General features: G+C 70.3%; 20 protein-coding genes. 8 read left to right on the forward strand and 12 right to left on the reverse strand.

Translation table 11 applies throughout. From position 1 onward, the window contains the following. Together SOM19_RS03625 and SOM19_RS03630 are read right to left on the reverse strand one after the other, a co-directional pair. Complete coding sequence (locus SOM19_RS03625; RefSeq protein ID WP_320485188.1) at nucleotides 1–741, reverse strand: IclR family transcriptional regulator; 741 nt, start codon at nucleotides 739–741, stop codon at nucleotides 1–3. Nucleotides 742–927: 186 nt separating this feature from the next. Continuing rightward, nucleotides 928–1,899, reverse strand: a complete 972-nt coding sequence (locus SOM19_RS03630) for a ThuA domain-containing protein (RefSeq protein WP_320485189.1) — start codon at nucleotides 1,897–1,899, stop codon at nucleotides 928–930. Between the two features lie 135 nt (nucleotides 1,900–2,034). Here SOM19_RS03630 and SOM19_RS03635 point away from each other — a divergent pair, with 135 nt between their 5' ends. After that, entirely contained in the window at nucleotides 2,035–3,084 is a 1,050-nt protein-coding gene (locus SOM19_RS03635; RefSeq protein WP_320485190.1) for a LacI family DNA-binding transcriptional regulator, read from the forward strand. On the opposite strand, the gene SOM19_RS03640 is transcribed toward SOM19_RS03635, so the two are convergent. Both SOM19_RS03640 and SOM19_RS03645 read right to left on the reverse strand, forming a co-directional pair. After that, a complete protein-coding gene (locus SOM19_RS03640; protein WP_320485191.1) occupies nucleotides 3,085–4,761 on the reverse strand; it encodes a glycoside hydrolase family 32 protein in 1,677 nt (558 codons plus the stop codon). A gap of 80 nt (nucleotides 4,762–4,841) precedes the next feature. After that, nucleotides 4,842–6,449: a glycoside hydrolase family 68 protein gene (locus tag SOM19_RS03645; protein ID WP_320485192.1), complete on the reverse strand. Its 1,608-nt coding sequence runs from the start codon at nucleotides 6,447–6,449 to the stop codon at nucleotides 4,842–4,844. 249 nt (nucleotides 6,450–6,698) lie between these two features. Between SOM19_RS03645 and SOM19_RS03650 the strand changes: the two genes are divergently transcribed. The 4 genes from SOM19_RS03650 to SOM19_RS03665 are packed head-to-tail and all read left to right on the forward strand — an operon-like array spanning nucleotide 6,699 to nucleotide 10,928. Next, nucleotides 6,699–7,811, forward strand: a complete 1,113-nt coding sequence (locus SOM19_RS03650; protein ID WP_320485193.1) for a Gfo/Idh/MocA family protein — start codon at nucleotides 6,699–6,701, stop codon at nucleotides 7,809–7,811. Further along, entirely contained in the window at nucleotides 7,808–8,761 is a 954-nt protein-coding gene (locus tag SOM19_RS03655; protein WP_320485194.1) for a DUF6807 domain-containing protein, read from the forward strand. The genes SOM19_RS03650 and SOM19_RS03655 overlap by 4 nt, the downstream gene beginning before the upstream one ends. Then, nucleotides 8,758–9,498, forward strand: coding sequence for a cupin domain-containing protein (locus SOM19_RS03660; RefSeq protein ID WP_320485195.1), 741 nt, complete (start codon nucleotides 8,758–8,760; stop codon nucleotides 9,496–9,498). Before SOM19_RS03655 ends, SOM19_RS03660 begins: the two co-directional genes overlap by 4 nt. 59 nt (nucleotides 9,499–9,557) lie before the next feature. Further along, nucleotides 9,558–10,928, forward strand: coding sequence for an NAD(P)-binding protein (locus tag SOM19_RS03665; protein ID WP_320485196.1), 1,371 nt, complete (start codon nucleotides 9,558–9,560; stop codon nucleotides 10,926–10,928). An 8-nt stretch (nucleotides 10,929–10,936) separates the two neighbouring features. Here SOM19_RS03665 and SOM19_RS03670 read toward each other — a convergent pair whose 3' ends face one another. Further along, nucleotides 10,937–11,650: a polyamine aminopropyltransferase gene (locus SOM19_RS03670; RefSeq protein WP_320485197.1), complete on the reverse strand. Its 714-nt coding sequence runs from the start codon at nucleotides 11,648–11,650 to the stop codon at nucleotides 10,937–10,939. Between the two features lie 110 nt (nucleotides 11,651–11,760). On the opposite strand from SOM19_RS03670, the gene SOM19_RS03675 reads away from it, so the two are divergent. After that, entirely contained in the window at nucleotides 11,761–12,564 is an 804-nt protein-coding gene (locus tag SOM19_RS03675) for a DUF1206 domain-containing protein (protein ID WP_320485198.1), read from the forward strand. Between the two features lie 19 nt (nucleotides 12,565–12,583). On the opposite strand, the gene SOM19_RS03680 is transcribed toward SOM19_RS03675, so the two are convergent. From SOM19_RS03680 to SOM19_RS03705, 6 genes are all read right to left on the reverse strand, one after another. After that, complete coding sequence (locus SOM19_RS03680) at nucleotides 12,584–12,928, reverse strand: sugar ABC transporter ATPase (RefSeq protein WP_320485199.1); 345 nt, start codon at nucleotides 12,926–12,928, stop codon at nucleotides 12,584–12,586. Further along, entirely contained in the window at nucleotides 12,928–13,287 is a 360-nt protein-coding gene (locus tag SOM19_RS03685) for a hypothetical protein (protein WP_320485200.1), read from the reverse strand. The genes SOM19_RS03680 and SOM19_RS03685 overlap by 1 nt, the downstream gene beginning before the upstream one ends. Nucleotides 13,288–13,360: 73 nt before the next feature. Further along, complete coding sequence (locus tag SOM19_RS03690; protein ID WP_320485201.1) at nucleotides 13,361–14,278, reverse strand: alpha/beta fold hydrolase; 918 nt, start codon at nucleotides 14,276–14,278, stop codon at nucleotides 13,361–13,363. 84 nt (nucleotides 14,279–14,362) lie between these two features. After that, nucleotides 14,363–14,938, reverse strand: a complete 576-nt coding sequence (locus tag SOM19_RS03695) for a DUF3618 domain-containing protein (RefSeq protein ID WP_320485202.1) — start codon at nucleotides 14,936–14,938, stop codon at nucleotides 14,363–14,365. Then, nucleotides 14,935–15,348 carry a phage holin family protein gene (locus SOM19_RS03700; RefSeq protein WP_320485203.1) on the reverse strand — a complete coding sequence of 138 codons (414 nt, stop codon included), beginning with the start codon at nucleotides 15,346–15,348 and terminating at the stop codon, nucleotides 14,935–14,937. Before SOM19_RS03700 ends, SOM19_RS03695 begins: the two co-directional genes overlap by 4 nt. Further along, a complete protein-coding gene (locus tag SOM19_RS03705; RefSeq protein ID WP_320485204.1) occupies nucleotides 15,326–16,114 on the reverse strand; it encodes a hypothetical protein in 789 nt (262 codons plus the stop codon). The genes SOM19_RS03700 and SOM19_RS03705 overlap by 23 nt, the downstream gene beginning before the upstream one ends. Nucleotides 16,115–16,233: 119 nt before the next feature. Here SOM19_RS03705 and SOM19_RS03710 point away from each other — a divergent pair, with 119 nt between their 5' ends. Further along, entirely contained in the window at nucleotides 16,234–16,953 is a 720-nt protein-coding gene (locus SOM19_RS03710; RefSeq protein ID WP_320485205.1) for a DNA alkylation repair protein, read from the forward strand. A 66-nt stretch (nucleotides 16,954–17,019) separates the two neighbouring features. Continuing rightward, complete coding sequence (locus SOM19_RS03715) at nucleotides 17,020–17,910, forward strand: glycosyltransferase family A protein (RefSeq protein ID WP_320485206.1); 891 nt, start codon at nucleotides 17,020–17,022, stop codon at nucleotides 17,908–17,910. Between the two features lie 43 nt (nucleotides 17,911–17,953). Here the strand turns inward: SOM19_RS03715 and gad are convergent, their stop codons facing one another. Then, complete coding sequence (gene gad / locus SOM19_RS03720) at nucleotides 17,954–19,348, reverse strand: glutamate decarboxylase (protein WP_320485207.1); 1,395 nt, start codon at nucleotides 19,346–19,348, stop codon at nucleotides 17,954–17,956. Nucleotides 19,349–19,445 lie beyond the last annotated feature (97 nt).

Genomic DNA, 19,445 nt, shown 5'->3' on the forward strand with positions numbered 1-19,445 from the left:
TCAGGCGACCTGAAGGGTGAGGCGCTGCGTCAGCGCCAGCGCGGCGTGACGCACGAGTGGCCCGATGCGGTTCGGATCCATGTCGGCGGCGGGGCCGGCCACGGAGATGGCGGCGATCGGGAAGCGATCGGAGGAGAGAATCGGACTCGCGACGCCGATGACTCCGGGGAACGTCTCGCAGCGATCGATCGCGACCGCCGACGTGCGCACTGATGCGAGCTCCCGTTCGAACGAGTGGCGCGCCTGGGGATCGAGCTCCTCCATGATGTCCCGCAGGACGGACTCGTCATCGACGAAGGCGAGGACGGCCTTGCCCAGAGCCGTGGTGACGGACGGCACCCGGACGCCCGCTCGAGAGGGCGCCGGCCGCAGCCGGCCGCGCACCGAGATCACGGAGAGCATGTCGTGGCCCTCCTGCACCGCGACATTGAGGTGCTCGCCCGTGGCGTTGAACAGCTCCGCCAGGACGGGCAGCGCGGCCGCGCTGAGGCGGCGCGGGGTGCTCGCACGCGCGCCGAGCTCGAAGAGCCGGAGCCCGATCGCCACGCCCCCCTCGCTTCGGGTGAGGTAGCGCTGGCGCACGAGGTCGCCGATCAGGCGGGACACGGTGGACTTCGGGATGCCGGTGGCGAGGGCGAGCTGGGTGATCGTCGTCGAGCCGTGTGACTCGCGAACGACTTCGAGAATCGCGATGATCCGGTCCAGCACACACACCGGCTCTCGTCCTTGAGAGGATCGCATGTTTGCAGTATCCGTCCGCTTTCCCCAGGCGGCAAGCGTTCACGTGCCGGATGGCGTCCTCGTCTCACTGAGTGGAACAGCGCCACCGGGCGCGTCGCTGCGGCGTCCGCACGGCGAAGGGCCCGGACCCGTTGTCAACGGGGTCCGGGCCCTTGCCTCAGGACGCGATCGTCCTCAGGCGGAACGTCAGGTCGTGCAGAACGGCTTGATGCCCATCGCGCTCTCGAGGCCAGACAGCACGTGCTCCTTGAAGAACTCGTCGCCCGCGAGCGGTGCGGACGTCCAGGCTGCCGCGTCGTGGCCGAGCGTGGTCAGCCAGGACCTGCCGCCGTCGTAGTACTGGCACCAGCTCACCGGGTGCGATTCGCCGTGGCCGGCAACGGTGGCCTCGCTCGTGGCCTGGTCGACCTCGAGCAGCACGTTGACGAAGCTCGGGTACGGCACCAGGTTGTACCACTCGTCCTTGAAGGCCCAGGTCTCGGGCATGAAGGAGGTCGACACGTCGTTGTCGTTGATCGTCTCGACCGTTCCGTCACGGTTCGGACCGTGGTTGTAGAAGTTGGCCCCGCCGAGCAGGCCCTCGTAGTACGGCCAGTGGTACTCGGCGCCGAACGCGTTGTGGATGCCGACGAAGCCGCCGCCGCCGCGGATGTACTGCATCAGCGTCGTCTGCGTGCTGTCGTCCAGCGTGTCGCGGTTGGAGCTGAGGAACACGACCGCCTGGTAGTTGTTCAAGCGGAACTGCGCGAGGTCCTCGGTGTAGTCGGCCTTGATGCCGCGCTCCGCCGCCCAGGCGATGAGCGCCGCCTGCGCGATGTTGTTGCTGGCCAGCGGCGGGTTCAGCCCCGGAGGAAGCGGCGAACCGAGGTGCGCGTGACGGGGGCCGGCGGTGCGGCTCCAGATGAGGATGCGCTTCTCCTCGCCTTCCTTCCAGCCGTTGCCCCACTCGTGGTAGCAGTCGGGGTCGGTGCCGCGGCACACGCCGTAGTCCTTGATCTCGTCGAGGTAGATCTGGCTCGCAGTCGCCGGCTGCCCGCCGAGTCCGTTGCCCTTGTCGTCCCCCTTCCCGTTGCTCAGGGCGGCTCCCCCGACCACCATGCTCGCGCCGAGAGCTGCGGCGGCGACTAATGCGACGCCGGAGCGGATGAGCGTTTTCACGTGATCTCCTTTGATCTTCTGTGTGGTGCCCCGACCGGCACCCGGGTTTCGCTGTGAATCTAGGCGTCGCCGAATCGGCGGGCAAAGGCCGTTCCACCCAGTAAGCCGATGAGACTCCCGCGTAGGGTGAGAACCGTGGCATCGGAGACTCCGGGGCGTCGCTCCCGCGCACGAGTGAGCGACGTCGCCGTCGCGGCGGGCGTCTCGCCGACCACCGTCTCGCACGCACTCAGCGGCGCGCGTGCCGTCAATGCCGAGACCCGGGAGCGGATCCTCGCGGTCGCCCGCGAACTCGGCTACGTCCCCGACCGCGTGGCGAGCGGCCTGCGCCGCCGCCGCACCGGAGTCGTGGGCCTGATCGGCGACGACCTCGCCGCGACCCCGTTCGCGGGCCGCATCATCGAAGGCGCTCGCCGTGCCGGCCTCGAGCACGACGTGCTGCTGATGGTCGCCGAGAGCGGCGGCGACGCGGAGGCGGAGCGCGACCTCGTCGCCCGCTTCCTCGCGCAGCGGGTCGACGGCCTGCTCATCGCGCGCATGTACCACCAGCGCGTCGATCGTCCGGACGTCCCGGAGGACTTCCCCGTCGTGCTGGTGGATGCCGCCCCCGAGCCCCGCTGGAGCGTCGACGCGGTGGTGCCCGACGAGGCGCAGATCGCCACGCTCGCGTGCGAGCGACTCACCCGGGACGGTCACCGCGAGGTCGCCTACATCGGCACGGTCGACGAGTCGCGCGCCGCGCGCGGGCGTCTCATCGGCATCCGCTCCGCGCTCGGCGACGCCGGGATCGCGCTGGGCGAGGGCCGCCTCGGGTTCTGCACCTCGGACGCGGCGGGCGGCCGCGAGGCGGGCGGAGAGCTGCTCGACCAGGATCATCCGCCGACGGCCGTCATCTGCTTCAACGACCAGATCGCGATGGGCGTGATGCAGGCTGCCGCCCGGCGCGGCATCCCCGTTCCGGGCGGGCTCTCGATCGTGGGCATCGACGACCTCCACCCGGTCGCCGACGCCCTCGACCCCGGGCTCACCACCATCGCGCTGCCGCACGCCGAGATGGGGCGCTGGGGCATGGAGCGACTCCTCGCCCGCATCGACGGAACGCCGGTGCCGGCCGAGGACGGGCTGCACCTCGTGCGCGGCCGGCTCGTCGAGCGCGCGTCGGTCGCCCCGCCCTCCGCGCCGTAGCTAGCCCCGCCGCTCCGACGACTGCCGCTCGACGGGCGCCACCCGCAGCGGGGTCACGCTGGCGTCGGTGACCTCCACCGGGCCGCGCACGGACTCGATCCGCAGGCCGCGCTCGCCGCCGGCTCCGAAGGTGGCCATGGTGAGTGCGGCCTCGCCGTCCCCGGCGAACACCTCGACCGACGCGGCGTCGACGACGACATCGAGGTGCAGTCGGCCGTCGACCGCGGCGACCGGTGCGGTGCGCAGCTCGCGATATGCCTCCGGCATCCCGGCCGCGACGGCGTCGGCATCCCGGGCGACGAACGCGACGCCGGCCGCGAAGTCGTACCCCACGGTCGCAAACCGGCCGTCGCCCGTCGCGATCGTGACCCGCACCTCGGCGTCGTCGGCCGCGGCCACATCGAGGCGCAGCCGGTAGGCGTCCGACGACGGGACCGGGATCTCGGCGCCGCCTCCGGGGTCGAGGCGCGCGTCGTCGATCGGCTGCGCCTCGCCCTCGAGTGCGAGCAGCTCCGCCGCCGGGGTGGAGCGGAGCGTCGCGCGGCCGCCGTCGGAGACGAGCCGGATGCTGCGGACGATCGAGTCCGACCCGCCCTGCCAGTCCTCGGTGGGGAATCGGCCCGCGTAGGCCCAGTTGTTCATCCAGCCGATGCCGTAGCGCGAGGCGAGACGCTCGTCCGCGGAGAGCCGGGGGTCGTCCCAGGTCACGGCGGCGTAGTAGTCGGACCCGTGGTCGAGCCACTGGTGTCCGGCGCCGTCGGCCACGAATCGCTCGCCGTCCCAGTCGCCGGTCCAGTAGGCCGTGCCGGTGGTCATCCCCTCGGCGGCGCCGTTCGCACCGGCGACGAGCACCCACCGCACGTCGTCCGGGTCGCCGTCGACGGCCATCGGGAAGAGGTCGGGGCATTCGAGCACCCCGAGGCCGGTCGTGGCGAAGTCCGACGAGTACGTCCAGTCCCGCAGGTTCCGGGACGTGTAGAAGCCGATCCGGTCGTGCTCGGCGAGGGCCATGACCCAGTGGCCCGCGGCGTCGTCCCAGAACACGCGCGGGTCCCGCCAGTCGGCCGCGCCCGGATTCTCCATGACGGGATTGCCCTCGTACGACTCGAACTCGTAGCCGCCGTCGGTCGAGACGAACAGCGACTGCCGCTGAACGCCGTCGTGCTGCTGAGTGACGAGGGCGATGACCGCTCCCTCGCCGAATCCGGCGGAGCCGCGCTCGTCCACGACGGCGGTGCCCGTCCAGATGTCCCCCAGCCCGTTCGCATACTTCTCGATCGCGATGCCCTGGTCTTCCCAGTGCACGAGGTCGGTCGACGTCGAGTGGTACCAGGCGGTGCCGTTCCCCTCGGGGTGGTCGGCGTTGTAGAGGTAGTAGTAGTGCCACAGCCCATCGAGGAGGAACGGCTTCTGCGGGTCGTTCATCCAATTGTTCTCGGGCGTGAAGTGGACCGCCGGCCGATGCTGCGACCATCCTGCGGGCCGCTCGAACCCGTCCGCCTGCGCCGAAGCGTCGGGACTGGGCGTAGGTGAGGCATCCGTCCCGCGCTGCGGAGCGACGACGACCGCGATGATCACCGCCACGACGAGCACGACAGCCCCGACGATCGCGCTCACGACGACCGTCCGCCGGCGACGATGGGGTGCGGCGACAGGAGTGGTGTCGAGATCGGGCATGGCGTTTCCTTTCAGCGGGACGGGCGAGCGGATGCCTCGGCACGAGGCGTGCCGAGGCATCCGCCGTTCGGAGGAGCCGATCAGCGGATCGGCTTCACCTTTCCGCTCGGGTTGATGTTGAAGTCGGCCGGGATGTCCGCCCAGCCGCCGAGACCGCCGTCGCCGTACGAGTAGTCCACGCTCGTGGAGGCGCCGTCGATGTCGACCTTCACCGTCGGCGCGAGCGTGCCGCCGCGGACGAAGTCGTCATGCGTGCCGATGGTGTCGATGAACGACTGCACCAGCCCGCCGGGCATCACGTAGTGCGAGTACGCCTGGAACGCCCCCGGGTGCTGGTTGAAGTCCGGCGCGAACGGCTGGCCCTGCAGATAGTTGAGGTTCGTCGGGTTGCCCAGCGCGAGCCCCGAGCCGCCGTTGAGCGGCTGGAAGTCGGAGCGGATGCCGTCGCCGACGAAGCCGTACACGCCCTCGGGTCCGTCGATCCCCGACGCGAACGTGCTGCGGTGCGTGATGGTGAAGAGGTACGCCTTGCCGTCCTTGAAGATGAACTGCGGCCGCTCGGTCTGGTCGGTCACGCAGTTCGCCGACAGGATCGGCGGGAGGAACTCCCACTCGGTCAGGTCGTCGTTCGTCGCCTTCGCGAGGCCGACGTTCGCGATCTGGTACGCGGCGCCCGAGGCGTTGACGGCGTCGGCCGTCTCGGCGAACGGGTCGCCCGGACGGTAGCCCAGGTCCTCGTCGGTGCAGAAGGCGTCCTCGCGGGCCATGGCGGTGTTCCCCTCGAAGACCATGTAGGTCTCACCCGGGTGGGCCGGGTCCTCGAAGGTGAAGGGGTCGCGGAAGTTGAAGTACGGGTTCTGCGCGCCGGTCTGGTAGTAGGTGCCGTCGGCCTGCAGGAGGTCGGTCACCTGGTCGAAGCCGGAGAGCTTCACGCCCTTCTTGTTGGCGTGGACCTTGCCGACGCTGAGCGCAATGCGGGGGTCGTACGGCTTCACGTCCGCGCCCGAGGCGTCACGGTAGAACGCGACGTCGGTGAAGAACAGCTTGACCTCGCCGCCCTTGAACACGCGAGCGGAGCCCGACCACTGGGTCTGGTGGCTGAAGGACTGGTCCTCGAAGATCTCGCCGGTGACCCCCTCGTCGAACACGAGGCCGCCGTAGGTCCAGCCGCCGTTCTCCGGGCGCTCCTCGGCGGGAATGCCGGCGGGGCGGAAGAAGTAGCCGATCTTCGCGAACACGTGGCGCTCGTCGAAGCCGAGGCTGCGATCGGCCACCAGCGAGAAGATGACCTCCTGGCCGTTGATCGCGTACTGGTTGCCCTTCTCATCGGTCAGCGGCCAGGTGTCCCACACCCAGACCTGCTCGTTGGACATGTCGGGGAAGTCCTGCGGAACCTCGGGCATCGTGAGGGACGCGGGCATGGAGTTGCCGCGCGACGGCGTCGCCGGGTCGGAGAGCCGCTTCAGCTGGCGGGCATCGGCGCGGGTCCACTTCGAGGTGAAGTCGCCCTCGGGGGCGTGCGCCTCCTGCGTGTGAACCGTGGGCTCCGGGCCCTCCTGCAGGTCCGTCGTGGCCGTGGGCGTCGCGCCGGCGGCGGAGGGCAGGCCGATCAGCGCGGACGCCACCAGGGCGGCCGCGGTGACACCGCCTGCCAGAAGGCGCCGGGGACGCTTCGTGGGAGAGTGCATGGTCGTTGCTCCTTCGATGGGATGGATCAATGCAAATCGATTTGCATGACCTGTCCATAGTGACACGCGAATCGACGCAGCGCACGTCGGCCGTTCGGGGGACAGGCAGGTGGGCGCCCGGCCGGCCCGCGCCGATCTCACGGAAGCGGTTGACGGTGCTGGGGCGCACCGTTACGCTGGAGACGTTCGGCAAGCGCTTTCCGAACCCCTCCGAACCCGTTCCGACAGACCCGATCCAAAGGAACCACCATGCCGTCTCTCCACCGTCGGCCGTCCCGGGTGGCCATCATCGGCACCGGCGGGATCGCACACGCGCACGCGGAGGCCGTGCGCGAGCTCGGCGACAAGGCCGAGCTGGTCGCGGTCGCGGACATCGACGAAAACCGCGCCCGCGGTTTCGCGGAGCAGTTCGGCGCCGAACGCTTCTACACCGACGCCGCTGTGCTGCTGGCGTCCGAATCCCTCGACCTCGTGCACATCTGCACGCCGCCGAAGTCGCATGTGCCGCTCGCACTGCTCGCGCAGCGCGCCGGCGTCCCGGCTCTGGTCGAGAAGCCCATCGCCCTGAGCCTCGAGGAGATCGACCGGCTGGTCGCCTCCGAGGAGCGGACGGGCGTTCCCGTGCTCACGGTCTTCCAGCATCGGTTCGGGGAGCCCGCGCTCCGGCTGCGCAGGCTCGCCGACTCCGGCGTGCTGGGCCGTGCCCAGGTCGCCACCTGCGAGACCCTCTGGTACCGCGCCGACGAGTACTTCGAGGTGCCCTGGCGCGGTCGATGGGAAGTCGAAGGCGGCGGCCCGACCATGGGCCACGGCATCCACCAGTTCGATCTTCTGCTCGCGGTCCTCGGACCCTGGTCGCGGGTGAGCGCATTCGCGGCGCGCCGGTCGCGGCCGACCGACACCGAGGACGTGTCGATCGCGCTGGCCGAGTTCGAGAACGGCGCACTCGCGACCGTGGTGAACTCGGTGGTGTCGCCGCGCGAGACGTCGCGCCTGCGCTTCGACTACGAATTCGCGACGGTCGAGGTCGAGCATCTCTACGGGTACACCGAGCGCGACTGGACCTTCACGCCGGCGCCGGGTCACGAGGAGCTCGCCCGGCTCTGGGACGGCGACGGCGACGAGATCAGCGGCCACCGCCTGCAGATCGAGGCGGTGCTCGATGCACTGGCGGACGGGGAACGGCCCGGTGTCGGCATCGACGAGTCGCGTCGCACCCTGGAGTTCGCGGCCGCGACCTACGCATCAGCGTTCCGCGGGCTCCCGGTGGGCGCCGGCGAGATCGACCGCGACGACCCCTTCTTCCGGAGCATGGACGGTGGGGCGGTGCCCTGGGCCCGTGTGAAGGAGGTCGTCGCATGAGCGTCCTGACCGTGGCGCACGACGAGGGCACCGGGATCTCCGTCCGCGACCACGACATCGAGCTGTTCCGGTACACCTACGCACCCGACACCCCGCAGCTCGAGTCGCCGAAGCCGTTCCTCCATCCCATTCGCACGCGTGCGGGCCATGTGGTCAGCCTCTTCCGTCCGCACGACCATGTCTGGCACAAGGGCATCGCGTGGTCGCTTCCCGTGGTCGACGACGAGAACTTCTGGGGCGGACCCACCTACGTCCAGGGCCGGTCGTATGTGCAGCTCGCCAACGACGGCTCGCAGCGGCATCGCGAGATCGAGCACTGCGGGGCGTACGATGACGCGGTGCGCTTCGCCCACCGTCTGGACTGGATCACCCAGGGTGGAGTCCGGATGTTCGAGGAGCGCCGAGCCCTCTCGGCCCGCGTCGCGAGCGGTGACACGTGGGTGCTGACGTTCGAGACCGCCATGACCAATGTCACCTCCGCTCCGATCTCGATCGGCTCGCCGACGACACGCGGGCGCGAGAACGCCGGCTACGGCGGCCTGTTCTGGCGCGGTCCCCGCGCCTTCACGGACGGCACGGCGATCAGCCCGGCCGGCTCCGGACCGGGCGGGGCCATGCGCGGCCAGCGCCACGAGTGGATGGCGTACGCGGGAAAGCACGACGGTGTGGACGCGGAGTCGGTGATCGCCGTCGTCGACGACAGCGCGAACCCGCAGCATCCGCCGCAGTGGTTCGTCCGCACGGAGGAGTTCGCCTGCATCAACCCCGCGCCGTTCTTCAGCGAGGAGCTCGCCGTGGCGCCCGGCGAGACCGTCACCTTCCGCTACGCGGTCGGAATCGCGGATGCCGCGGCCCCGCGCGCTGCGGAGATCGCCGCCCTCGCGCGATCGGTCCTGGTGGACGGGCGCGATCCCGGCCATCTCGAACCCGGGCGGGCGGCCGTTCGGTGAGCGCGGCCCCGAGCACATTCCCCGGCGCGACCTCCGTCACGCTGCTCGATGTCTACGACGACGCCGGACCCGACGGTCTCGTCGGCGGAACCCCGCACATGCACCTCGCCTCGACCGAGTGCTACGTCGTGATCGGCGGCAGCGGAGCGCTGCACACGCTCGACCTCTCCGGTGCGCGCGAGACGGAGCTGCGGCCCGGCTCGGTGGTGTGGTTCACCCCCGGCACGATCCACCGTGCCGTCAACCACGGCGACCTCCAGGTGCTCGTCATCATGGGGAATGCCGGCCTTCCGGAGTCGGGCGACGCGGTGATGACCTTTCCCGCGGAGATCGTCGCCGACCCCGCCCGTTACCGTGAGGCCGCGACGCTGTCTCGCCGTGACCGCCTGGAGGACACGGCTGCGGATGCCGCGCGCCGTCGCGACCTCGCCGTGGAGGGCTTCCTCTCCCTGCGCGACGCCCTGAGCGCCGGCGATGAGCAGCCGCTGCGCGAGTTCTACCGCGCGGCCTCATCGCTCGTGCGGAGTCGCGCGGCGGCCTGGCGCGAGATCATCGGGGCCGGACCGCTCGCGCAGGCGACGGCCAGCGTCGCCGTCGCGCAGGCGCTGGCGGCCGGGGTCGGCGAGCATCTCGCATCCGCCTCGCTGCATCGCGCCCCGGAGCTCTCCGGGGAGCGGGGCTTCGGGATGTGCGGTCGCCTGCGCGCGTACGACGTCACCGGCGCACCCGGCGCCTGAGGCCCGGCCCGGCGCCCGCGCCCATTGACGGACCCCACGGCCACTGCTCTGATGAGCCCATGGAAGAGATCGTCGACGTCGACTATCTCGTCGTGGGGGCGGGCGCGATGGGCATGGCGTTCGTCGACGCGCTCACCGCCACGGCCGACGTGTCGGTGGCGATCGTGGACCGTCGCCACGGCGCCGGCGGCCACTGGCTCGACGCCTACGGGTTCGTCCGTCTGCATCAGGCGTCCGCGTTCTACGGCGTCGCATCGACACTGCTCGGAGGCGGCCGCGTGCAGACCGACGGGCCGGAGCGTGGGCTGCACGAGCGAGCCGCCGCCGCTGAGGTGTGCGACTACTACGGCCGCGTGCTGGCGCGCCTGGTCGCGAGCGGCCGGGTCGTCTTCCACGGCCGGTGCGACTACCTCGGAGGGCGCCGCTTCGTGTCGGCGCTGAGCGGCACCCGCTTCCACGCGCCTCGCGCCCGCGTGGTGGACGCCCGGTATCTGTCGCCGGACATCCCCGCGCTCACCCCGCCGCCGTTCCTCGTCGAGGACGGAGCCCGCGTCGTCCCGGTGAACGAGCTGGTGCGCCTCACGCAGGCGCCCGCCCGGTACGTCGTGGTCGGGGCGGGGAAGACGGCCACCGACAGCTGCGTGTGGCTGCTGCAGAACGGCGTCTCGCCGAACGCGATCACCTGGGTGCGTCCGCGTGACCCGTGGCTGCTCAACCGTGCCGTGGTGCAGCCCGATCCCGCCGTGTTCCTCGGCATGGCCGCGGACACCATGGCTGCGGTCGCAGCGGCGACGAGCCCGGACGACGCCTTCCTGCGGATGGAGGACGCCGGGATCATGCTGCGGATCGACCCGGGCGTCACACCCACCATGGCCAAGACGCCCACGCTCGCGACGTGGGAGCTCGAGCTCGTGCGCACCGTCGACCACGTCATCCGTCGCGGACACCTGCGGGCCGTCGCTCCCGGCCGGCTCGTGTTCGACGACGGCGAGGAACGCGTCCCGGCCGACACGCTCGTCGTGCACTGCGCCGCCGAGGGGCTGAAGTATCCGGGACTGCGGCCGGTGTGGACCGCGGAGGCGATCACCCCGCAGCCCGCCCGGGTCGGGTTCCCCTGCTTCGGGGCGGCGCTCGCCGGCTACGTGGAAGCCACCCGCGAGGGCGACGCGGAGAAGAATCTCGTCTGCCGCCCGTCCCCGTACTCGAACACGCCGTCGGACTGGGCGACGATGCAGACCATCGGCGGCGAGGCGTCGGCCGCGATGTCGCGGGCAGCGGACATCCGCGCGTGGTCGCACACCACCTCGCTCAACCCCGTGCGCATTCCCCCGGACCGCGTCGACGATCCGGCGGTCGTCGCGGCGACGGGGCGACTGAAGGAGAGCATCGGCGCAGGGCGTGCGCGTCTCGCGGATTTCGCGCCCGGGTGACCCGGCTCTCACCGCCCGCGGCGGCTCCTCGCGACGTAGACGGTGTTCGACGAGGTGCCGCCCGTCACGGGGTTGTCGAAGTCCACGACGTGGGCGGCGCAGTCGTCGAAGACCTCCGCCAGCTCGGCCATGAACTCCGCGTCCGGTGGATCGTCCGACCAGAGCGCGAAGACCCCGCCCGGACTGAGATGGCGGTCGAGGGCGCGCAGGCCCGGTGCACGGTACAGGTCGGCGTGCGTCGGGTCGAGCTGGTGGCGGGGGGAGTGGTCGACGTCGAGGAGGATGGCGGCCCATCCGGGGGCGCCGGCGGCGGGGTCGCTCCGCATCACCGCGAAGAAGTCATCGCAGACGAGGCTCGTTCTCGGATCGTCCACCAGCTCCGCAGACACAGGAAGAAGCCGTCGCTCGTGCCAGCCGATCACGGCGTCGAGCCGGTCGATGACGGTGAGCGCCGACACGCGCTCGTCACGGAGGGCCGCCACGGCCGTATAGCCCAGGCCCAGGCCCCCGACGAGCACGGTGAGGTCGTCGCCGCGCGCGGCCGCCAGTCCCAGCTCGGCGAGCGCCTCCTCGGCGACGGTGAAGAGGCTCGACATCAGGTACTCGTCGCCGAGCTTGACCTCGTAGATCTCCTGACCGGCCGCCGCTTCGTGCCGGCGGCGCAGCGTCAGGTCGCCCATCGGAGTGGGCTGCCAGTCCAGCTCCTCGAATCGCGCGATCACCGGCGTCCCCTCGTCGCTGTCAACCCTAGCGACCGGAGGCCCTTGATACCGCGGATCGCCCGCGCTGTCAGCCCCTCGACGCCATCCCGCCGCATGGATACGATTCGCCAATGAGCAACACCGCCAAGGGCGCCGCGCGCGTCGCGCAGGATTCGACCACCTTCCAAGTCATCGCCCGGATCGGCTACGTGGTGCTGGGGGTCCTGCACATCGTGATCGGAGCGATCGCCATCTCCATCGCGACCGGTGGCGGCGGTGAGGCGGACCAAGGGGGAGCCCTCGAGCAGATCCGCGACAACCCGGCCGGCGTCTTCCTCCTCTGGGCCATCGTGATCGGCCTCTTTGCGCTTGCGGTGTGGCAGATCGCCGAGGCATTCACCGCGAATGACGCCGACAGCAAGAAGAAGTGGGGTCACCGCGTCAAGTTCATCGGCACGGCCGTCGCGTACCTGGCCATCGCCGCCACCGCGCTGACCTACGCCCTCGGTGGGCAGTCCGACTCGTCGGAGTCGTCGCAGACGTTCAGCGCTCAACTGATGGCGACGCCGGGGGGCGTGTTCCTGCTGTGTTTCGTGGGGCTCGTCGTCTTCGCCATCGGCGTGGCGTTCGTCGTCAGGGGCTTCACCCGCGGCTTCGAGAAGCACCTCCGGGCCCCGTCAGGCACGGTCCGCAAGGGCATCGTGACCTTCGGTGTCGTGGGCTACGTCGCCAAGGGCGTCGCGATCGCGGTCACCGGGGTGCTCTTCATCGTCGCGGCCTTGACGCATGATCCCGAGAGCGCCGGCGGACTGGATGCCGCGCTCCACGCGCTGGCGGAACTGCCCTTCGGTCCCGTCATCCTGTGGGTGGTCGGCGCGGGCCTCGTGCTCTACGGGCTCTTCTGCTTCGCCCGCGCACGCTACGCCCGGATGTGAGCTGCCTGGCGGTCGACGGTCAGAGGTCTTCGGGCGCGAGGTCGCCCTGGCCCTCTTCTCCCAGTTCCGCCTCGATCGGATCGATCCCCTGCGTCTCCGGCTGCTGCCAGCTCGCCGGAAGATCGCTGTCGGGCACCTCGTCGCGAGGGTCGGAGAGGTGAGCGGGGTCGTCGCCGGTCGCGGTGGCGCCGAAGTCGTCCTCCGACATTCCCTCGTCCAGAGCGATGGTGCGGTCCCACTCGGCCTGCGCCGGGTCGAGCGCCGGGTCGGGCTCGATGGAGCTGTCGCGATCGCGGATGGGCTGGACTCCCACCTGCCCGTCGGGAGCGGGAGGGATGCCGTCGGGCAGGTTCGAACTCGTCATCATGCGCCTTTCCGCGGTGATTCGCGCCGGGCCCGGGCGGCGTCGGCCGCGCGGTCCTGCGCCGGGGTGACGGCTGCGATCGCCGTCTCGAAGTCGAGCGTCTGCAGCACCTCCACGGCCCGGCTGTAGCGCGGGCCGGCGAGCGCCACGAACACGGCGCCGACGACATCGATGAATCCCGTCGTCTTCTCGCCGCAGCGGACCTGGTAGCGGTCGATGTCGACGAGCTCCCACCGCACGCGAGCGTCATCGGGAGCAGGGGCTTCTGGGCGCCGGATCGGCAGATCCTTGAGGGTGCGGAGTACGCCGGGGCGCGGGCTGATGCGCCGCCCAGCGAATCCGGGGACTTCCAGTGTCATCTCGGTCTCCTTTGGGCTGATCTGATTGTCGATCGGGCAGAGGACCGAGGCACGGGGGTTGACCAGGGGCGCATCAGGGCTTAAGAGATGAGGCGCTGGGTGATCGCGCGAACCCCGCGATGGCTGCGGCCACCTGGTCAGGTGCTTCCTCCGCCATGTGATGCCCGGACTCGATCCGCGCACCGCGTCGGTCATCCGCCCAGCCGGCCCAGACGGCGAGCGGGTCGCCGTAGAGGTCCTCGAGGTCGTCGCGTGACGACCACAGCAGGAGCACCGGACACGCCACCCGGTGGCCGCGCAGGCGGTCGGCCCGCTCGTCGTCGAGATCGACGGTCAGGCCGGCGCGATAGTCCTCGAGCATCCCCCGGATCGTCCGCGGGTCGTGCACGGCTCGCATCAGCTCGTCATGGTTGGCGACCCCCATGGTCGCGGCATCCGCCTTGTCGGCGTACCAGGCGTCCGGATCCGCGGTGATCACCCTCTCGGGGATCTCGGGCTGCGCGAAGAAGAACCAGTGCCACCAGGCCGTGGCGAAGCAGGCATCCGCCCGCTCGATCGCCTCCGAGATCGGGACGCCGTCCATCGACACGAGACGCGTCACGCGTGCGGGGTGGTCGAGCGCCAGCCGAAGGGCCACGTACGATCCGCGGTCGTGTCCGGCCACCGCGAAACGGTCGAACCCCAGGACCGTCATGAGCTCGGCGGCATCCGTGGCCATCGCGCGCTTGGAGTGGAGGCGGTGCGACTCATCGGGCTCCGGCTTGCCGGACCGCCCGTATCCACGAAGGTCGGGAGCCACGACGGTGAAGCCTGCCGCCACGAGCCGCGGGGCGACGCGGTGCCAGGTCGCCGAGGTGCGCGGATGGCCGTGGAGCAGCAGGATCGGAGTGCCGCTTCCGCCATGGCGCACGAAGAGCGTCGTGCCGTTCACGGCGACGACGCTCTCGGTGAAGCCGGGGAACAACCGCGGCACCTCTCCGGTGTCGCTCATACCGGCACAGGCTCGGCGGAATGCCCCGACCCCGGGCCGGTGGAGGCCTGTGCGCAGACCTCCACCGGTGGTCGGAGTGCTCGCTTACGCGTCGGCGACGTGCTCGCGCGCTTCCTGGCCGCGATCGGCGACCGTGCGCGTCGCGTCCTGCGCGTCCGCCTTGACGGTGTCGACCGCCTCCGCGGCGGTGTCCTTCACGGCCATCGCGGCATCCTGCGCGGGCTGCTTGAGGTTCTCGCCCACCTCACGCGCGGCGCCGGCGACCTCGTCGACCAGCGGCTGCGCCTGCTCACGAAGGGCCGACGCCATCTCCTTCTCCCGGCGGGACGCAGGGATCAGGGATGCCGCCACCAGGCCGACGCCGAACGCGATCAGCCCCACCGCGAGGGGATTGCCCTCGGCCTTGGCCACGACGCGGTCCTTCGCGTCGTGCAGACCGTCCATGGCGGACGATCCGGCGTGGGACATCGACGAGCCGGCGTCATCGGCCGCACCCATGATGCGCTCGCGCACCGACCCGACGGCGCTCTTCACCTTGTCGGTCTGACGCTGCACGATCTTGGACGGGGTGACCTTGTCGACGAGGCTGTCGACGTCGCCGCCGAGCTCTCGCCGGGTGTTCTCGATATCTGCGCGAATGGCATCCGGTGAATCAGTCATCGGTTCTCCTCATTCCTTTTCAGTGTCTCGGGGATCTCTTTCAGCGTCTCGACCGTCTGCGGCGCACCCTCCACCTCGGAGAGCTTCTTGCGTCCGAGCGGGAACAGGATGGCCGCGACGATGCCCCACAGGACAGCGACCACCACGGCCGACCAGCCGTTGCCGATCAGGGTGCCGAGCGCCCACCACAGGGCGATGCTCAGGAAGAAGATCGCCATCAGAGCGGCGTAGCCCGCGGCGCCCATCAGTCCCGCGCCCTTCGCGGTGCGCGTCGCAGACTCCTTGAGCTCCGCCTTGGCGAGCGCCACTTCCTGCCGCATCAGGGTCGACAGGTCGCGGGTCACCTCGCCGACCAGGTCGCCGAGCGAGGTGGTGGCCGCCTTTGCCTCAGAAGGAGTCGCGTCGGACATCGTTGCCACCCTCGTCGAGCAGATCGTCGGACGTCGCCGCGGCCGTCTCGGTGTACAGCGGCGTGTCGGCCGCATCACCCGAGTAGGGCTGCTGCGTGGTTCCGGCCGCGCCGTACGCGGCATCCGTGTACGCGGCGCCTCCCGTCAAGGGGGTCGTGTCGCCGATCGCCGTCGGCGTCGAGCTCCGACCTGTGGACGAGGTTCCGCTGCGCTCGGCGTTCGCCGCGGCCAGCGACCGCGTCAGTCGTCCGACCACCACGCCGGCGAGCGCCGCCACGCCGATGAACATGCCGGGGTTGCGGCGCGCGTACGACTTGACGTCCGCGAGCACGGCGCTCGGATCGCGATCGGTCAGCCACGACGCGGCGGACGAGACCCGCGTCGACGCTCCGCGCACCAGGTCTGCGGCGATGCCACTCGACGGGGCGCCACCCTGGGCCATCTGGCGGAGGTCGTCTCCCACCGACTGCAGGCCGCCCGCGAGCCGTGTCTGCTGAGTGCTCGCCTGATCCTTGAGCTCCCGCTGTGCCTGCGCGAACAGGTCCCGCGCCTGGTACTTGACCTCCGAGACCACGTTGCCGGCCTCGTCCTTGGCGGTCTGGACCACGTGTCCTGCTTCGTTCTTCGCGGTGTCCTTGACCTCGCGCGCCTCCTGCTTGGCGGTATCCATCGTGCTGTTTCCGTCGGAACCACCGACGGGGAATGTCGACCCGTCGACGGCGACTGCCGAGTCGGTCGACTCTTTCGGAATGTAACTCTCCGACATGGGGTACTCCTCTCGAACACCGACGACTATGCCGGGCTGGGCACCATTGCACGCCAGTCCGGCTACGAAAACCTCCCCCTTGCCACTGCTCGCGATCCGGCGTATACGCGTGCGAGAAGATGCTGCGCGGCCAGCGCCTAGGCTGTCTTTCGATCAGGAAGGGCGGGTCAGTGGACACCCACGTCGAAGCGGTGCTGGCGGAATTGGCGGCACTGGAGGACCCCCGGATGCGGCAGGTCAATGAGCGCCACGGAGACGATCACGGGGTCAACCTCACCAAGCTCCGCGGCGTCGCCAAGGCGCGGGGCACCGACCACGATCTCGCCCTGAGGCTGTGGGCGACCGATGACACGGCCGCGCGGCTCGTGGCGATCCTCATCAGCCGGCCGAAGTCATTCGAGGCGTCGGAGCTCGATTCGATGATCCGCGAGGCACGCGCCGTCAAGGTGCATGACTGGCTCGTCAACTACGTGGTCAAGAAGGGGCCGCATGCCGAGGAGCTTCGCGTCGCCTGGCTCGACGATCCTGATCCCGTCGTCGCGAGTGCCGGCTGGGCGCTGACCGCCGATGTCGTCGCCAAGAGGCCCGAGCTGGTCGACCTTCCCGGGCTGCTGCGGACGATCGACGCCGAGATGAAGGCTGCTCCCGATCGGGAGCAGTGGGAGATGAACAGCACGCTCGCGGCGATCGGCATCCACCACCCCGCGCTGCGACCCCAGGCGATCGAGATCGGCGAGCGGCTGGAAGTGCTCAAGGACTACCCCACTCCGCCGGGCTGCACCTCGCCGTTCGCACCGATCTGGATCGGCGAGATCGTTCGGCGTCAGAGCGCCGGGTAGCGCCGACACGCACTGCTCCGGGCGACCACGGCCGATGTCAAGCCCGTCCTCTTCCGGATCACGCCGGTGCACACTCGTAACCCGGGTCGCACGGTGCGACGTGCGTTCGAGGAGGGCGAGGGCGACGTGACGGAAGCCGCCACGAGGACCGTGATCGGCGAGCGGTCCCACCGACCGTCGGTGTCGGTCGTCATCCCGGTCCGCGACGACGGCGATCGCCTCGCGCGGTGCCTCGCCGCGCTCGCCGGGCAGACCCGTCGACCCGATGAGATCGTGGTCGTCGACAACCTGTCGTCCGACGACACCGCCCGGGTGGCCGCCTCGGCCGGAGCGCGCGTCGTGCCCTGTCGCGAGCTGGGGATCCCGGCCGCGAGCTCGACCGGATACGACGCGGCCACGGGCGACCTCCTGCTGCGCCTCGACGCGGACTGCCTCCCCTCGCCCGAGTGGGTGGAGCGGGTGCTCGACGCCTTCGCAGACGGCCCTCACGTCGATGCGATCACGGGAGGCGCGCGATTCCTGGACGGACCCCCGTCGCTGCGCGTGCCCCTCGCGGCGGTGTATCTGGCTGCGTACGCGGCGCTCACCGTGCCCGCGCTCGGGCACGTTCCGCTCTTCGGGTCGAACTTCGCGATGACGCGCGAGGCCTGGCGCTCGGTCAGCGCCACCGTGCACCGGCACGACGCGGAGGTCCACGACGACCTCGACCTGGCATTCCATCTCGGCGAGCATCACACCATCCGCTATCGGCGAGGGCTCTCGATGGGCATGTCGATGCGGCCGTTCGAAAGCGCATCGTCGTTCGCGCATCGCGCCGCGCGCGGGTTCCACACCGTGACCGTGCACTGGCCGAGGGACTTCCCGCCGTGGCGGTGGCTCCGCCGGCTGGTGGGCGCGCCGGCGCGAGGCCGTCGTACTTCGTCGGTCGCCGCAAGCGACGGGCGCGGCCCGCCGTGAGAGCACAGACGCGCTCGCCGTTCACCCCGGCCCGCGGCGTTGGTCAGTGGTGGAAGCTGCCGGCTTCCTCCTCGGTCATGGAGTTGACGATCGGGTGCTTGTCGAAGTGCTCGATCGCCGCGCGGTAGTCGTCCATCAGCAGCGACGCCTCGTCGCGGCCGAAGCCCTGCCGCACGAGGATCCGCTGCACGGGGAGGTCCTGGCGATCGGCCGGCATCGTGTACGCCGGCACCTGCCAACCCCGTGTCCGAAGGCGATCGGCGAGGTCGAAGAGCGTGAACGGGTGCTCGACGCCGTCCTTCAGCTTCCACGAGACCGCCGGGATGCCGGACTCGGCGCCGCCGTTGTTGATGATGTCGAAGTGGCCGAGCTTCGAGATCTCCTCCGCGAGGTACATCGACGTGTCGTGGCACGACTGGTGCACCTTTCGGTACCCCTCGCGTCCGAGCCGGACGAAGTTGTAGTACTGGGCCACGATCTGCCCGCCCGGGCGCGAGAAGTTCAGCGCGAACGTCGGCATGTTCCCGCCGAGGTAGTTCACGTTGAAGATCAGATCCTCGGGCAGCTCCGCGGCATCCCGCCACACCACCCAGCCGACGCCCAGCGGCGCGAGACCGAACTTGTGCCCCGAGGTGTTGATCGACTTCACGCGCGGAAGCCGGAAGTCCCACACGAGCTCGGGGAGCGTGAACGGGGCGATGAAGCCGCCGCTCGCGCCGTCGACGTGGATCGGGATGTCGAGCCCGGTGTCCTCCTGCAGCTTGTCGAGCGCGTCGCTCACCTCGTGCACGGGCTCGTACTGACCCGTGAAGGTGACGCCGAGGGTGGGCACGACGCCGATCGTGTTCTCGTCGACGCGCTTGATGACCTCGTCCGCCGTCATGATGAAGCGGTCGCCCTCCATGGGGATCTCCCGCAGCTCGACGTCCCAGTACCGGGCGAACTTGTGCCAGCAGACCTGCACCGGGCCGCAGATCATGTTCGGCTTGTCGGTCGGCTTGCCGGCCTCGCGCTGACGCGCGCGCCAGTTCCACAGCAGCGCCATGCCGCCGAGCATGGCGGCTTCGCTCGATCCGGTGGTCGACGTGCCCAGCGTGTTCTCCGCGTCGGGCGCATTCCACAGGTCCGCCAGGATGTGCACGCAGCGCGCCTCGACCTCGGCCGTCTGCGGGTACTCGTCCTTGTCGATCATGTTCTTGTCGAGCGTCTCGGCCATGATCGCCCGGACCTCGGGTTCGAGCCACGTCTGACAGAACGTGGCGAGGTTCTGCCGCGAGTTGCCGTCGAGCATGAGCTCGTCGATGACGACCTGGTACGCGTGGCTTGCGAGGTGCTCGTTCTGCGGGATCCGGTATTTCGGCAGTGCCACCGAAAGATCGCCGGAGGCGAACACCTCATCCAGCAGCTCGTCTCTGACGTCGTCCTTCTTATGCAGCATCTGTCCCGTCCTCAGTGTCGCGTCGCGGTCGTCGGTCCTGCGGTACGGAGGACGGTGGCGAGGTTCGAGGGCAACGATCGCGGACGCCGTCACCCTT

This window comes from Microbacterium sp. CFBP9034, from assembly GCF_034045255.1.
Taxonomy (GTDB): domain Bacteria; phylum Actinomycetota; class Actinomycetes; order Actinomycetales; family Microbacteriaceae; genus Microbacterium.